The 16171-nt window shown below is 62.8% G+C and carries 11 protein-coding genes and 1 pseudogene; 6 read left to right on the top strand and 6 right to left on the bottom strand.

Going from position 1 to position 16171, the window contains the following annotated elements:
• Nucleotides 1-159: 159 nt before the first annotated feature.
• The 4 genes from ASE63_RS27120 to ASE63_RS08060 all read right to left on the bottom strand — a co-directional run bounded on the left by ASE63_RS27120 (nt 160) and on the right by ASE63_RS08060 (nt 3084).
• Nucleotides 160-342, bottom strand: a complete 183-nt coding sequence (locus tag ASE63_RS27120) for a hypothetical protein (protein ID WP_156410246.1) — start codon at nt 340-342, stop codon at nt 160-162.
• Nucleotides 343-412: 70 nt separating this feature from the next.
• Nucleotides 413-955, bottom strand: coding sequence for a single-stranded DNA-binding protein (ssb, locus tag ASE63_RS08070; RefSeq protein ID WP_056799347.1), 543 nt, complete (start codon nt 953-955; stop codon nt 413-415).
• Nucleotides 956-1125: 170 nt separating this feature from the next.
• Nucleotides 1126-1698 carry a DinB family protein gene (locus ASE63_RS08065; RefSeq protein WP_056799260.1) on the bottom strand — a complete coding sequence of 191 codons (573 nt, stop codon included), beginning with the start codon at nt 1696-1698 and terminating at the stop codon, nt 1126-1128.
• Nucleotides 1699-1866: 168 nt separating this feature from the next.
• Entirely contained in the window at nt 1867-3084 is a 1218-nt protein-coding gene (locus ASE63_RS08060; RefSeq protein ID WP_056799258.1) for an MFS transporter, read from the bottom strand.
• 267 nt (nt 3085-3351) lie between these two features.
• Between ASE63_RS08060 and ASE63_RS08055 the strand changes: the two genes are divergently transcribed.
• The 5 genes from ASE63_RS08055 to ASE63_RS08040 all read left to right on the top strand — a co-directional run bounded on the left by ASE63_RS08055 (nt 3352) and on the right by ASE63_RS08040 (nt 13442).
• A complete protein-coding gene (locus tag ASE63_RS08055) occupies nt 3352-4533 on the top strand; it encodes an aminotransferase class V-fold PLP-dependent enzyme (RefSeq protein ID WP_056799342.1) in 1182 nt (393 codons plus the stop codon).
• A gap of 112 nt (nt 4534-4645) precedes the next feature.
• Nucleotides 4646-6163, top strand: coding sequence for an acetyl-CoA hydrolase/transferase family protein (locus ASE63_RS08050; protein WP_056799252.1), 1518 nt, complete (start codon nt 4646-4648; stop codon nt 6161-6163).
• 260 nt (nt 6164-6423) lie between these two features.
• Nucleotides 6424-9339 (top strand): excinuclease ABC subunit UvrA, encoded by a 2916-nt coding sequence (uvrA, locus tag ASE63_RS08045; protein WP_244491331.1) that lies wholly within the window; start codon nt 6424-6426, stop codon nt 9337-9339.
• Between the two features lie 259 nt (nt 9340-9598).
• The gene (locus ASE63_RS26445) at nt 9599-12376 is read left to right on the top strand and encodes an ATP-binding protein (RefSeq protein ID WP_162261736.1); all 2778 of its coding nucleotides are present in this window, start codon (nt 9599-9601) and stop codon (nt 12374-12376) included.
• A gap of 607 nt (nt 12377-12983) precedes the next feature.
• A complete protein-coding gene (locus ASE63_RS08040) occupies nt 12984-13442 on the top strand; it encodes a hypothetical protein (protein ID WP_156410245.1) in 459 nt (152 codons plus the stop codon).
• Here ASE63_RS08040 and ASE63_RS08035 read toward each other — a convergent pair.
• Nucleotides 13408-13758, bottom strand: coding sequence for an AraC family ligand binding domain-containing protein (locus ASE63_RS08035; protein WP_056799336.1), 351 nt, complete (start codon nt 13756-13758; stop codon nt 13408-13410). The genes ASE63_RS08040 and ASE63_RS08035 overlap by 35 nt on opposite strands.
• Nucleotides 13759-13982: 224 nt before the next feature.
• On the opposite strand from ASE63_RS08035, the pseudogene ASE63_RS28300 reads away from it, so the two are divergent.
• A pseudogene (locus tag ASE63_RS28300) lies at nt 13983-14618 on the top strand (WecB/TagA/CpsF family glycosyltransferase); the annotation flags it as partial.
• 27 nt (nt 14619-14645) lie between these two features.
• Here the strand turns inward: ASE63_RS28300 and ASE63_RS08025 are convergent.
• Nucleotides 14646-15980 carry an NAD-dependent epimerase/dehydratase family protein gene (locus ASE63_RS08025; protein WP_082609750.1) on the bottom strand — a complete coding sequence of 445 codons (1335 nt, stop codon included), beginning with the start codon at nt 15978-15980 and terminating at the stop codon, nt 14646-14648.
• Nucleotides 15981-16171 lie beyond the last annotated feature (191 nt).

Here is a 16171-nt window from a genome sequence, read left to right as displayed (position 1 = left end):
CTCCCCTGTGACGCGGGGCCCTGCATGAGGCAGGCCTCGCACCGTTTCAGGGTATCGCAAGCGGCGTGCCAGCCAAGGGGAACAACGCCCTGGTCTCGATCTTTCATCCGGCGGGGGCGCGGCAGGATCCCGGCGTGCACTCACACCGGCAGGCAATGCTCAGAAAGGATTGACGTAGTTCGTGATGGCGATCTGCCGAAGCAGGACCTTGCGGATGACATGCGCGACAGCGACGCGGTCGGTGAAGATGGCCTCTAGATATTCGATCCTGCATCGGCTTTTCCCGAAAACCGCAGGCAGCTTGTCGCGGCTAGAGAGCACGCTGAGTTCTCTCGGAAACACGCCGTCATCCCGGACAAGCTGTGAAGCAGCGCAGCTCCGGGATGACGATTCCGTGCAAAACGAGTGCGCTCTAGAACGGGATATCGTCGTCGAGATGGCTCGACGAGGAGCGCGAGCCGCCGCCACCGCCACCGCCGCCCGACATCGCCGGCTGGCGCGAGCCGCCGCCGCCCATAGGGCTCGAGCGGCCGAAGGACGAGCCGGAGGAGCGGTCCTCCATCGAGCCGCCGCCCTCGCCATACTCGTCCGAACCGCCCTGCCCGCGGCTGTCGAGGATGGTCAGCTCGCCGCGGAAGCGCTGCAGCACGATCTCGGTCGTGTACTTCTCGACGCCGGACTGATCCTGCCATTTGCGGGTCTGGAGCTGGCCCTCGATATAGATCTTCGAGCCCTTGCGCAGATACTGCTCGGCAACCTTGGCGAGGTTCTCGTTGAAGATTACCACCGAGTGCCACTCGGTGCGCTCCTTCTTCTCGCCCGACTGCTTGTCGCGCCAGGTTTCGGAGGTCGCGATGCGCAGATTGACCACCGGCTCGCCCGAGCCGAGGCGGCGAACTTCGGGATCGCGCCCGAGATTGCCGACCAGAATGACTTTGTTGACGCTACCAGCCATGAGAGGCTCCATTTCCTGCGCACTTCGAAACCGGCGTTCGACCGGAGCCGGACCCTACCGGCCTATCGGCGCACTATCAACGATGTTCCCGTTTTGTTCAAGCGCTTCAGCAGACGTTGTCCCCCGAATTCGTCGCGGCGCGATTGGGCCGGCTTCCGCCGCAGCCAAGCCTATGGCGCAAACTCATTCTCGCCCCAGATCGTGGCTTCCGTCAGGCCGAGCATCGCGAATTCACCCGCCCGCAGCGGCGCTTCGCCGACCGAGAAGAACTCGTCGAGCTGCGGCGGCGCCACCGACGTGCCGCTGAGCATGGCATGGGCCTGGCCGCGATGATGCACCTGATGCTGGAACAGGTGGAGCAGCAGCCGGTCGAGCTGCTCGCGCTGGATGCGCGAACCGCGATGCACCTCGACGATGCGCACAAGCCCGTTCCGGGCGGCGCCCTCCACCACCGCGATCAGGCGCCGGTCCATCTCCTCCTGCGCCGCCTTCAGGGCGGCTAGCGTCTCGCAGGGTTCCGGCTCCGCCCATGCGGCCGGACCGAGCCGGCCGCCTTCCATCGCATCGATGTAGAACCGGTCGACGATCAGGATATGGTTGAGCGTCGCCCGCAGGCTCGGGAAGAAGCCCGTGCGCGGGGCAGCGAATTCCGCCTGGGAGAGCCCGGCACAGGCATTCAGCAGGCGGTGATTGGCCCAGAGATTGTTGTAGGCCATGGTCCGGTAAGGGCGCAGCTCGTCCATCGCCGTCTCCTCCTCGACGTTCGGCCGGCATCTAACCATATCCGGGCGCACGAGGCGTGGCAGGAGCGCATATCTTGCCGCCATTGCGAGCGCAGCGAAGCAATCCAGAGACGGCAGAGCCCGACGCCCCCTGGATTGCTTCGCTCGCTCGCAATGACGAAAAAGCGTCTACCCGTGCCGCGGCTCGGTGATCTTCGGCAGGAACCAGGCGAGCAGCCCGATCGCCGGCAGGAAGGCGCAGATCCGGTAGACTGCCTCGATGCCGATCCGGTCGGTCAGCTCGCCGAGCATGGCGGCCGCGATGCCGCCGAGCCCGAAGGAGAGCCCGTAGAACAAGCCGCCGACCAGCCCGATCCGGCCGGGCATCAGCTCCATCGCATAGATCAGGATCGCCGCGAAGGCGCTCGACATGATCATGTTGATCACGATCGTCAGCGCGCCGGTCCAGAACAGGTCGGCGAAGGGCAGCACCAGCGTGAAGGGCAGCGCGCCGAGGATCGAGAACCAGATGATCTTGTTGCGGCCGATCCTGTCGCCGAGGATGCCGCCGAAGAGCGCGCCTGCCGCAGAAGAAGCGAGGAACAGGAACAGCATGAGCTGCGAGCTCTGCACGGAGATGCCGAACTTGCCGATCAGGTAGAAGGTGTAGAACGAGCTGAAGCTCTGCGAATAGGCGTTCTTCGAGAACAGCAGGATGACGAGGATCGTCGCGGCGAAGGCCACCGCCGCCGTCGAGCGCTCGCGGACGACGGGGCCGGCGCTCTGCTTCGCCGCCTTGGCCGCGGCCTGCACGCGCTGCAGCGCGGCGTGGCGCCCGGCGGTCCAGGCCAGCAGCATCATCGCCAGCAGCGCGGCGGCGGAGAACCAGGCGAGGCTGGTCTGGCCCCGCGGCACGATGATGAAGGCCGCCAGCAGCGGCCCCAACGCCCCGCCCGTCTGCCCGCCGACCTGGAAGATGCCCTGCGCCAGACCGTGCCGGCCGCCCGACGCGCTGCGCGCCATGCGCGTCGCCTCGGGATGGAAGATCGAGGAGCCGAGGCCGACGCAGCCGGCCGAGAGCAGCAGCAGCGGATAGCTGCCGGCATAGGCGAGCCCGATCAGCCCGGCCAGCGTGAAGCCCATCCCCGCCACCATCGAATAGGGCATCGGATTCTTGTCGGTATAGGCGCCGACCAGCGGCTGGAACAGCGAGGCGGTGATCTGGAAGGTCAGCGTGATCAGGCCGATCTGCCCGAAATCCAGCCCATAGGCCGTCTTGATGATCGGATAGATCGCCGGGATCAGCGACTGCATCATGTCGTTGAGCAGATGGGTCGCGCTGAGCGCGATCAGCACCGGCATCGCGGCGGCGCTGCGGGCTGGGCTGGCGGTCGGGCTGATGGTCATGGCCGGCGTGTCTTCTTGTCGTTCGTCCGCGAAGATCGATCCGGGGCCGGGGGCGCCGCGATGGTGCGCCCCGCCTCTCCGGTGTCGGCTAAGCGGTTGGACCCAAATCGGGCCCGAGACCAGCCGGAATCATGCAGGGACGTCATGCATCTGCGAAAGGAAAGTCATGACGAAACCAGCCCCGGCGCCTTGCCTGCCGGCCCGCTCTCTCGCTAAGCCTCCGATCCCTGCGCCGGGCATCGGCGCGCCAGCGAGGACATGCCTTCGATGAGCGTTGCAAACGGCCGGCAGTTCCTCGCCATGCCGGGGCCGACCAACCTGCCCGACCGTGTGCTGCAGGCGATGATGCGCCCGGCCGAGGAGCTCAGCTCCGCCTCGATCGTCGACCTGACGGATTCGATCCTCGCCGACCTCAAGCAGGTCTTCCGCACCAGCGGCGAGACCTTCGTCTATGCCGCCAACGGCCATGGCGGCTGGGAGGCGGCGCTGACCAACGTGCTCTCGCGCGGCGACAAGGTGCTGGTGCTGGCGAGCGGGCGCTTCGCCATCGGCTGGGGCGAGATGGCGGCCTTCATGGGCGCGGATGTCGAGGTGCTGCCGGGAACCTGGCGGGCTGCGATCGATCCGGCCGCCGTCGAGGCGCGGCTGCGCGCCGACACCGGCCACGCCATCAAGGCTGTGCTGATGGTGCAGATCGATACCGCTTCTGGCGTCGTCAACGACGTGCCGGCGATGCGCCGGGCGATCGATGCCGCCGGCCACCCGGCCCTCTTCATGGTCGACGGCGTCGCCTCGGTCGGCTGCATGCCCTTCGAGATGGACGCCTGGGGCGTCGACGTCGCGATGTCGGCCTCGCAGAAGGGGCTGATGAGCTCGCCCGGCCTCGCCTTCGTCGCGGCGAACGCGAAGGCGCTGGCGGCGCACAAGACCGCGACGATGAAGACGCTGTACTGGGACTGGTCGTCCCGGATGGACACCGTCGCCTATATGAAGCACTGCGGCACGGCCCCCGAGCACCTGCTCTTCGGCCAGCGCGCGGCGCTGGACATGATCCTCGCCGAGGGGCTGGAGGCGGTCTGGAAGCGCCACGCCCTGCTGGCCGGCGCCACCCATGCCGCGGTCTCGCGCTGGGCGGAGGGGCAGTCGCTGGCCTTCAACATCACCGAGCCGGCGCAGCGCGCGCCGTCCGTCACGCCCGTTATCGTCCATGGCTTCGATACTGCGGCGATCACCGATTACTGCCGCGACATCTGCGGCGTGCAGCTCGGCATCGGTATCGGCGAGCTCGGCGGCAGGGCCTTCCGCATCGCCCATATGGGCCATGTCAACGCGCCGATGGTGCTGGGCGCGCTCGGCGCGGTCGAGATGGCGCTGCAGGCGCTGGCCGTCCCCCACGGCAGTGGCGGCATCGCGGCGGCGGTGGAGTATCTCGGCGCCGCAACCGCCTGAGCCGGGCGTTCCGGGGATCTTCCTGCCGCGCCATGCGACGCAGCGGCAGGCCTCGCCCCGCCTTGACGCTGTCGGAAACCCGGCGTGTAAGACCCCGAAAACGAGCTCGACCATGTCCACGACACGCATTGCGAACGCCGCACTCCGCGCGAAGGTGACGACGGCGGAGACCGCCGCGGCCCTGATCCCTTCGGGCACGACGCTCGGCCTGAGCGGCTTCACCGGCTCGGGCTATCCGAAGGCCGTGTCGCTGGCGCTGGCGGCCCGCATCGAGGCGGCGCACGCCGCCGGTGATCCCTTCCTCGTCAAGGTCTGGACCGGCGCCTCGACCGGACCCGAGCTCGACGGCGCCCTCGCCAAGGCCGACGGCATCGAGTTCCGCCTGCCCTACAACTCCGATCCCATCGCCCGCCAGAAGATCAACAGCGGGAAGATGTCCTATTTCGACATGCATCTTTCGCAGGTCGCGCCGATGGCCTGGCAGGGTTTCCTCGGCCCGCTCGACATCGCTGTGATCGAGGTCGCCGGCATCCGTGCGGATGGCTCGCTGATCCCGTCATCCTCCATCGGCAACAACAAGACCTGGCTCGACCGCGCCGGCAAGGTGATCCTCGAGGTCAATCACTGGCAGAGCGCGGCCCTTGAGGGCATGCACGACATCTATTACGGCACCGCCCTGCCGCCGAACCGCGTGCCGATTCCGCTGGTCAGGCCGCAGGACCGCATCGGCGAGGCCTATCTGCGCTGCGATCCGGAGAAGGTCATCGCGATCGTCGAGACCGACACGCCCGACCGGAACGCGCCCTACTCGCCGCCGGACGCGGTCGCTGGCGCCATCGCCGGCCATCTTATCGAATTCCTGCGGCACGAGGTGGCCAAGGGTCGGCTGCCCTCCTCGCTGCTGCCGCTGCAGTCGGGCGTCGGCAACATCACCAATGCCGTGCTCGCCGGCCTGCTCGACGCCCCCTTCGAGAACCTGACCTCCTACACCGAGGTGATTCAGGACGGGATGATCGACCTGATCGATGCCGGCAAGCTGACCTTCGCCTCGGCGACCGCCTTCTCCGTCAGCCCCGACGCCGCTCAGAAGCTCAACGCCGACATGGCGCGCTACCGCGACAAGATGATCCTGCGCCCGCAGGAGATCAGCAACCATCCCGAACTGGTGCGCCGGCTGGGCTGCATCGCGATGAACGGCCTGATCGAGGCGGACATCTACGGCAATGTGAACTCGACCCACATCATGGGATCCTACATCCAGAACGGCATCGGCGGCTCGGGCGACTTCGCCCGCAACGCTTTCCTGTCGATCTTCATGACGCCCTCGACGGCGAAGAAGGGCGCGATCTCGGCGATCGTCCCGCAGGTCAGCCATGTCGACCACATCACCCAGGATGTGCAGGTCATCATCACCGAGCAAGGCCTCGCCGATCTTCGCGGCCTGAGCCCGAAGCAGCGAGCCAGGGTCATCATCGCCAACTGCGCGCATCCGGATTACCGCCCGGCGCTCGAAGACTATTACCGTCGCGCCCAGGCCGGCTCCTACGGCCAGCAAACGCCCTGCCTGCCCGGAGAGTCCCTGTCCTGGCACAAGAGCTATCTCGAGACCGGCTCGATGCTGCCCCGCTGAAGGCCCGGCCGGCCCCCGAAAGGCCCGGCCCAGTCCTGCCACATCCTGTCAGTATCGACCGCATCGGCCGCCCTGCATCGCGGCCGGCGTGCTAGACATGGCGGCTCGTCGCGGCCGTCTCTGGCATGGCGCGGCATTTGCCCTATCTGTACGGCTTCATCCCCGCGGACGCCCCCATGGCTCGTAAAACCTCGCCCGGCAGCAATTCCTCGTCCGGCAAGAAGTCCTCGCTCGCCGATCAGGCCGCCTCGCTGGAGGCGATGTTCGATCAGGCGCAGAAGCCGGAATCGCGCGTCATCTCGGTGCGCGGCGCCCGCGAGCACAACCTAAAGAACGTCGACCTCGCGATCCCGCGCGACAAGCTCGTGGTGTTCACCGGCCTCTCGGGCTCGGGCAAGTCCTCGCTCGCCTTCGACACGATCTATGCCGAAGGCCAGCGCCGCTATGTCGAGAGCCTCTCGGCCTATGCCCGCCAGTTCCTCGAGATGATGCAGAAGCCCGATGTCGACCAGATCGACGGGCTCTCGCCGGCGATCTCGATCGAGCAGAAGACGACCTCGAAGAACCCGCGCTCGACGGTCGGCACCGTCACCGAGATCCACGACTACATGCGCCTGCTCTGGGCGCGCGCCGGCATCCCCTATTCGCCCGCGACCGGCCTGCCGATCGAGAGCCAGACCGTCCAGCAGATGGTCGACCGGCTCGTCGAGCTGCCGGAGAAGACGCGCGGCTACCTGCTCGCGCCGGTGGTGCGCGGCCGCAAGGGCGAGTTCCGCAAGGAGATGGCGGACTGGCTGAAGCGCGGCTTCCAGCGGGTCAAGCTCAACGGCGAGTTCTACGAGATCCCGGACGCGCCCGCGCTCGACAAGAAGTTCAAGCACGACATCGACGTGGTGGTCGACCGCATCGTCATCCGCCCCGATCTCGGCGCGCGCCTCGCCGACTCGCTGGAGCAGGCGCTGGAGCTGACCGAGGGCATCGCGGTCTTCGAATATGCCGACGAGAAGGAGGAGAACGGCGAGGCCCGCCGCATCACCTTCTCCTCGAAATTCGCCTGCCCGGTCTCCGGCTTCACGATCCCCGAGATCGAGCCCCGGCTGTTCTCGTTCAACAACCCCTTCGGCGCCTGCCCAGCCTGCGACGGCCTCGGCCACGAGATGCGCATCGACCCGGACATGATCGTGCCGGACCATTCGGTGACGCTGAAGAAGGGCGCCATCGCCCCCTGGGCCAAATCGACCTCGCCCTATTACGGCCAGACGCTCGAGGCGCTGGCGAAGCATTTCGGCTTCTCCATGAACAAGCCCTGGTCGGAGCTGCCCGAGACCGCGCGCAACGCCATCCTGTTCGGCACCGGCTCCGAGCCCGTGCGCATGGCGTATAATGACGGCCTGCGCGCCTATGAGGTGAAGAAGCCCTTCGAGGGCGTCATCACCAATATGGAGCGGCGCTGGAAGGAGACGGAGTCGGACTGGGCCCGCGAGGAGATCGGCCGCTTCATGTCCGAGACGCCCTGCGCCGCCTGCAACGGCTATCGCCTCAAGCCCGAGGCGCTCGCGGTCAAGCTCGACATGCGCCATATCGGCGAGATCTCGAAGCTCTCGGTCAAGGACGCGCTCGACTGGGTCACCGCCCTGCCCGCGCGGCTGTCGAAGAAGCAGAACGAGATCGCCCCGCGCATCCTCAAGGAGATCCGCGACCGGCTGACCTTCCTGCTCGATGTCGGGCTGGAATACCTGACGCTGGCCCGCGCCTCGGGCACGCTGTCCGGCGGCGAGAGCCAGCGCATCCGCCTCGCCAGCCAGATCGGCTCCGGCCTCACCGGCGTGCTCTATGTGCTGGACGAGCCCTCGATCGGCCTGCACCAGCGCGACAACGAGCGGCTGCTCGGCACGCTCCGGCGCCTGCGCGACCTCGGCAACACCGTGATCGTGGTCGAGCATGACGAGGACGCGATCCTCACCGCCGATTACGTCGTCGATGTCGGCCCCGGCGCCGGCATCCATGGCGGCCGCATCGTCGCCAAGGGCACGCCGCAGGACATCCTCGACGACCCGAACTCGCTCACCGGCAAATACCTCACCGGCGAGCTCTCGGTCGCGGTGCCGGGCAAGCGCCGCAAGGCGACCAAGGGCCGCGCGCTGAAGATCGTCGGCGCCCGCGGCAACAACCTCAAATCCGTCGATGTCGAGGTGCCGCTCGGGCTCTTCACCTGCATCACCGGCGTCTCCGGCGGCGGCAAGTCGACGCTGGTCATCGACACGCTCTACCGGGCGGTGGCGCGCAAGCTGAACGGCTCGATCGAGCACCCGGCGCCGCATGACCGGATCGAGGGCATCGAGCATCTCGACAAGGTCATCGACATCGACCAGTCGCCGATCGGCCGCACGCCGCGCTCCAACCCGGCGACCTATACCGGCGCCTTCACGCCGATCCGCGAATGGTTCGCCGGCCTGCCCGAGGCGAAGGCGCGCGGCTACCAGGCCGGCCGCTTCTCGTTCAACGTGAAGGGCGGCCGCTGCGAGGCCTGCCAGGGCGACGGCGTCATCAAGATCGAGATGCACTTCCTGCCGGACGTCTACGTCACCTGCGACGTCTGCAAGGGCAAGCGCTACGACCGCGAGACGCTCGAGGTGAAGTACCGCGAAAAATCCATCGCCGACGTGCTCGACATGTCGGTCGAGGAGGCCAAGCTGCTGTTCAAGGCAGTACCCTCGATCCGCGACAAGATGGAGACGCTGCACCGCGTCGGGCTCGACTACGTCAAGGTCGGCCAGCAGGCGACGACGCTCTCGGGCGGCGAAGCCCAGCGCGTGAAGCTCTCGAAGGAGCTCTCGAAGCGCGCCACCGGCCGCACGCTCTACATCCTCGACGAGCCGACGACCGGCCTGCATTTCCATGATGTCGCAAAGCTCATGGAGGTGCTGCACGAGCTGGTCGACCAGGGCAATTCGGTGGTGGTGATCGAGCACAACCTCGAAGTGGTGAAGACCGCCGACTGGGTGATCGACATGGGCCCCGAAGGCGGCGACGGCGGCGGCATGGTGGTGGCCGAAGGCACGCCGGAGGACATCGTGCGCATCGGCAAGGGCCACACCGCGCGCTTCCTGAAGGAGGTGCTGGACCGGCGGCCGATCAAGAAGGGGAAAGGCGCCGTAAGGGAAGCGGCGGAGTAGAAATTTAGCAGCGATTCATGCTGGAGAGCGTATGTGTCGTTAGTCGATCTTGTTGTCTCAAGCGGAACTAATGACACATAATGCGAGACCGAATCTAAAGCGTCGAGCACACTCGCAATGAAATTGCCTTCGATGGTTCATCGACGCGCTAAAGCAGTCACCCCACTTTCAAGCACTTGCTTATCACGCAATATCTAAAGTATCGCAATATATAAATGCGAGTCGGATGGAGTTGTTTCCAGAATATACCGACCATTCAATGAATCATATCGAACTAGTATTCAACACCAGTATAGAAATTGCAAATGATGATTCAATTAAATTGCTTTCTGCCGCCGATTTTGCAATTCTGATTAATGCTTGCCTTCTGCATGATGCAGGGCTGCATCTAACAAAAGATGGATTTTATTCCTTAATTGACAAGAACTGTATTTGGAAGCCCCTCCCACATTTTAATGAGTCGCCTTGGCATGATCTATGGATTTCATTCTTGGCGGAGGCTCGTAGATTTAACGATAAGACTCTAGAATCTTTATTTGGCACTAATTTCAAGCCTGTCGAAAGCTTTCCTAATTCATCTGAAGTTTGGTCAGAGTTTGATTATCTATTAGCTGGTGAATTCATTCGTAGACATCATGCTCGACTTGCGCATGAAATTGCTATTTATGGTATACCATCTACTAATGGCACAACCTTCAAAATATTCAATGCGGAAGAGAGTGATGACATTTTCTTCGCAATTGAACTAAGCGGCCTTGTTGCCCGCAGCCATGGCATTCCCCTTCGAGATACGTTTAAATATCTGGAAAAGCGCTTTCATGGCCGCATTGAAACTAGATCCGCTCATCCAGTTTTCTTGATGGCACTCTTAAGAATCGCTGACTATTTGCAGATTCAATCGGAAAGAGCGCCGACTGCTCGAACGAAAATGGCGACGATGAGAAGCCCGATCTCGGCGCGCGAGTGGCTAGTTCATCAATGCGTCGAGGATATTTCCAATGTGTCCGACCCCGAGTCTGTTGATATAAAGGCAAAGCCTACCGACGTGGAGGCATATTTGCGACTGCAACACTGGGTCACCGGCCTTCAACAAGAGCTTGATCAAACTTGGGCCGTTTTAGGTGAAGTTTTCGGATTGCAGAGCCATAATAAATTGAATAAGCTTGGGCTGCGATTTCGTAGAGTAAAATCAAATATTGATGACACTTACGATTTTGAGCGGGAGTCAGATTTCGTTCCACAGAGGATAAATTTCACAACATCAGAATCCGAGCTTTTAAAGCTTCTCGTCGGGCCACTCTATTCTAATGATATTATGGTTGGAATTAGAGAAATTGTGCAGAATGCACTAGATGCGGTTCGCGAACTTAATCTCCTAGTCGACGCAGGAGAGATTCCTGCTCCAACGATGCAGTGGCAAACCGATTATGATGTTAAAGTTGAATTTCTCAATTCGGATGAAGATAATTGTGTAGGCAAAATAGTCATTAGCGATCGCGGCGTTGGCATGACGCTTTTGACTTTGCGGGACTATTTTCTGAAGGCCGGCGCCTCTTTCCGTAAATCAGACGCATGGAAGCGCCAATACGAAGATGGCGAAGGTCGATCACGCGTACAACGTACCGGGCGATTTGGCGTAGGCGCTCTGGCAGCTTTCCTGCTTGGCAATCGTATCTCCGTTGAGACGCGCCACTACTCAGCACCGGTGGGTCGCGGCTTATCTTTCACTGCAACTATGGATACCGATGCCATCAATATAACGTACTTAGATTGCCCAGTCGGGACCCGAATAAGTGTCGACATTCCCAAACATGTTGGAAAAAATATTTCGGATTCTTTGCCAAATTTATCGTGGAGAAAACTATCCTATACGCTACCGATAAGCTCTTATTTCGGTCGAAAGCCCTCATTAGCATACTCAATGGGCGGAGAAACGCTTGATATCGATAGTAGTTTAATTTTGCCTTCTTTAAATTTCACCATCGATGATATTTGGCACAAGGTATGCATTGAACATTTCACGATTTTCTGGAATTACATTGGGTCTGGAGTGCCTATATCTGTTAATAACGTTATTATAAATGACAAAAAAGGAAACTACCGGAATTATATGGATTCAGATGAGTTTCTTTTTTCTGATCCAAATATCGAGGTTGTTGATTTTTCTGGACACTTCCCACTAAATCTCCAAAGGAATGAGCTGGCTTCTAGATCATTCCCTTTTGCAAAAGAATTACTTGAGGACGTTGTTGATGACTTCATTGTAAGCACAATTAATTCTTTAATCGAAGATCCCTCAATAATCCCGGACTACCCTGGAATAAGAACGGCCTATTCTTATCGATATTCGGATCGCAGAACATGGTTGTATTGTTCTGACGGACTAGTCTTGAACCGATCATCTTTTTTGAAGAAGTATAATCTAAATTTTGCAATTTGCAATTGCGGTATTTCCGATGAAACAGCTATCGACTATTCATTGATTGAATTCTCGAAGGCGTTATCGTTGCGCTGCATTGCTACGAGCGTGTTTTCTCCTAGCATAGCGTATGCTGGATTTAAGTCAAAGGGCGACCTTCTTGAGCTCATTCGAGGATCTGGCAATGAATTTATCCGTCATCATACAGAGTCTTTGAACTGTTACGTTCCGGCTAAGATCTTGGATAAGATTATGTCTGAATTTCGTCCCGGAAGGGAAGCGAAAGGAATACTAAGTGAATTTTCCGCAGAATCCGGAGATTATTGGAAAGCTATCTCAGGCTCACTCTCTTTTGATACTCTATTCGTCGATAGTTTAAAGAAGCATCTTTTTGCGGAGAACGAAAAATTTAACGCCTTCACCCTCAATAAAATTACAATTTCAGATAAGGATGAAGAAGTTCAATCAATAATTCTCGATCGCTGGATGAAATTGGTTGGCGTACCTTATATTCCTGTTGAAATTAATAAACTGAAGAATCTTCGTCGTAGACTAAGAGAAAAACTGAGTAGCACTAAATACGAAAACATCATGCGAATCAGGAAGATTAACAGCTGAGCCTCAGTCAGAATCGAACATTCTGCCTTCAGTAAGAGTGAATGAGATACTTTAATTATTGCATGTCGTTAGGTGAAAGTGCGGTGGAGCAAACTAATCCCCGCCCCTCCTCACCCGCCGTAACCTCCCTTCGCCCATCACCCAAACGGGGCGGCCGTCCGGAGGTATGCTGGAGGTTGGGTGAGGGTCGGCGCCTGCGGGCGGGGGTTACGCCCCGCTCCCGGGAGGCTTCGGGGCACCGCCCTGGGGGTACTACGGCCCCTGTGCGAGGAGCTCGCTGGGAGGATCGGCGGGGAGGCTGAACCCGGCCCAAGATGCGACGAGGTGAAGAACCGAGCTGGCATCGCGGACCGAGGGGAAGCCGAGCCGACGGACGAGAAGCGCGGCCCGGAGTTACAAAATCGCCGAAGGCGGAGCGCCACGGGGCGTGCGACGGGTGGCTCAACCCCGCCGCGCCGCGTCCTGGCTCAACGGATGCGGATTTTCTCGCGCCTCGCGGCGCTCCGCCAGCCCCTGTCGCCACCGCCGCGCATCCGCGCGGGCGGATCACCTGCGCATGCCCGCCGCCCTGCGAGCCTGCGCGCCCTCGCAAGCCACGGAGCCCGCCATGCCGACCGACAAGCCCGCCGAGGACCCTGCCGTCATCGACGCCAGGATCCGCGCCGGCACCGCCGCCGATATCCGCGCCGCCCGCGCCGGCTACAGCCCCGAGCGGCCCTTCGGCGGCATCCCCGTGCCGACCGATTTCTGGAGCTACCGGCGGATGCGGCCGATCCTCCTGCACCGTTTCGGTGACATCTTCGAGGTCTGGCGCTATTGCCGCCACAAGTCCTGCGGGCGCCGGAAGAGCTGCAAGCGCAGCGACTGGAACTGCCTGAGCGAGTTCATCCTCGCCCAGACCGACGAAAACCGCCGGCTGCTGCGCTATTCGATCCAGAATTATGCCGCCGGCATGAACGGCGAAGAGGCGACGGCCAAGGCGCTGGCCCGCGTCGAGGACGAGATCGCCCGCTTCGGCCTGATGGAGGAGCCTACCCCTCCGCCTCCCGCCAATGCGGCGAGGTGACATAGGCCGTGATCGTATCCTGGTCATGGGCGCGGATGGTCACCCGCTCGCCCTTCGGCATGTAGGCGATCTCGCCGGGGCCGATCTCGACCGTCCCGGCATCGCTCGAGACCGAGAGCCGGCCGGCCAGCACGAGCATGATGTCGTCGACCGCCATCACGTGTTCCAGCACGGAGCCGGCGCCCCAGCGGCCATAGCCGACCGTGACCGGCCCGCCATGGCGCTCGTCGACGAGGTTGCCGGTGTAGATCTCGCCCTCCTGCCCGGGCGAGCGTTCCATCGTCGCGTCGGCGAGAGCGAGCTTCCTGAGCTTCATCATCGTCTCCCAATCGGATCTGCTGCGGATCGGGCCCGGAACTGCGGGCGGCCCGGCCGTCCGGGCATGAACAGGAACTACGGCGCTGCGGCGCGGAGGTTCCCGTGCGGGGCGCCCGCTGCCACCGGCGCGGGCCCCTCTCCTGCCCGTCCGCTACCCCGGAATAGCCGGCCGGCCCCGCCCGGCGCGGCGCTAGACTCCCGCCGGGAACAGCAGGAGCCAGCATGACCAGAACCCGCGCAAACATCCTCGGCGTCGGCGTCGACGCCGTCGACATGGAGGCCGCGCTCGCCCGCATCGAGCAATGGATCGCCGACGGCAAGGGCGGCTTCGTCTGCGTCACCAGCGCGCATGGCATCATGGAGAGCCAGAGCGACGCGCATCTGATGGCCGTGCATGGCCGGGCCGGCATGGTGGTGCCGGATGGCGCGCCGGTGGCGATGATGGCGCGCTGGCTCGGCTTCCCGCAGACCCGGCAGGTCTACGGGCCGGAGCTGATGCGCCGCCTCAGCATCATCTCGGCGCAGCGCGGCTACCGCCAGTTCTATTATGGCGGCGGCGACGGCGTCGCCGAGGCGCTGCGCGACCGGCTGCAGGCGACGATGCCGGGGCTCGACGTCGTCGGCACCTGCACGCCGCCCTTCCGGCCGATGACGCCGGAGGAGGACGCCGCGACGGTCGAGGCCATCAACGCGGCGCGGCCCGACATCGTCTGGGTCGGGCTCAGCACGCCGAAGCAGGAATTGTGGATGGACGCGCATGCGTTGCGCCTCGACGCGCCCGTCATGATCGGTGTCGGCGCTGCCTTCGATTTCCTGTCGGGAACGAAGCCGCTGCCGCCGGCCTGGGTCCGGCGGTCGCCCGTGCAATGGCTCTGGCGGCTGGTCTCAGAGCCGCGCCGCCTCTGGCGCCGCTATCTGTGGATCGTGCCAGGCTTCCTGTGGCATGGCGGGCTCCAGCTCCTCCGCCTCCACCTGCCGGAACGTCGGCAGCGCGCCGGGGACGGCCGCGGCCCCGCCGGCTAGCCCCGGATGCCAGAGCGACCGGCTCGGAATCTTCGACCGGTCGCAGCGATGGGCATAGCGCCGGGCGATATCCGAAACCTCGGTCAGCAGCGCGTCCTCCAGCCGGGTCGGCGAGAGCCCCATGCCGATCAGCCCGGCATTGCTGACGTCGAGCTCGTTCTCCTCGGGCTCGAGGCGCGGGTTGTCGACATGCCGGAACGGCGTGCCGCTGATCCGCGAGATCAGCCGCGCGAGGTCGATCACCCGGTGCGTCTCGGTGACCTGGTTCAGTATCCTGACCCGCTCGCCGCTGGCCGGCGGCTCCGACAGCGCCAGCGCGATGCAGCGCACCGTGTCGCGGATATGGATGAAGCCGCGCGTCTGCCCGCCGCTGCCATGAACGGTGAGAGGATAGCCGAGCGCCGCCTGCATCAGGAAGCGGTTGATCACCGTGCCGTAGTCGCCGTCATAGTCGAAGCGGTTGATCAGGCGCTCGTCGGCGGCGGTCTCGTCGGTCTGCGTGCCCCAGACGATGCCCTGATGCAGGTCCGTGACCCGCAGCCGGTCGTTCTTGGCATAGTATTGCAGCAGGAGTTGATCGAGCGCCTTGGTCAGGTGGTAGATGCTCTCCGGATCGGCTGGATAGAGAATCTCGGTCTCGAAGATTCCGCGCGGGGTCTGCGCTCCGACGCGCAGATAGCCCTCTGGGCGCGGAAAGCCGGTCGAGCTGTAGCCATAGACGCCAACCGAGCCGAGATGGACGAGATACGCGTCGAGCCCAGTCTCGGCCAGCGCGCAGAGCAGGTCATGGGTCGCGGCGACATTGCCGCCGACGGTGTATCGTTTCTCCTGCGCCGAGCGCATCGAGTATGGGGCCGAGCGCTGCTCGGCGAAATGCACGATCGCCTGCGGCTGGACCGCGAGGAGGAGATCGCGCAGGCGCGGATAGTCCTCGCCGACGCGCATCTCGACGAAGCCGATGCGGCCGCCGCCGATGCCCTCCCACGCCGCGAGCCGCTCCGCGATCGGCCGGATCGGCGTAAGCGAATCGGTGCCGAGAGCCCGGTCTATCTGCCGCCGCGAGAAATCGTCCACGATCATCACGTCATAGCCGAGGCGGGACAGGTACAGGCTCGTTGGCCAACCGCAAAACCCGTCGCCTCCCAGGACGAGAACCTTGCGGCGCGTTCCATCGCCGCGTCTCGGGACAGATGTCATCAAGGCATCCCTCCGGTATTTCTAGAAAAGGGACGAACAGACCTCAGAAAGGCACAAGCATCGAGCTGCCCTCCCGCAAGCACTCGCGAAATGGCCAGGAGTGGTCGGCTCCCGTTTCAGAAGATGAATTTTTGAATTCCCCCTTGGTACGGGCAGCTTATAACATTGCGGCGTCCGCGCCTTCCGCTCTT

Origin of the sequence: Allobosea sp. Root381 (assembly GCF_001429395.1) — a bacterium.
Classification (GTDB): Bacteria; Pseudomonadota; Alphaproteobacteria; order Rhizobiales; family Beijerinckiaceae; genus Allobosea.
Note: the sequence above shows the minus strand (reverse complement) of the source record. Positions and strands in the feature narration are given on the sequence as shown.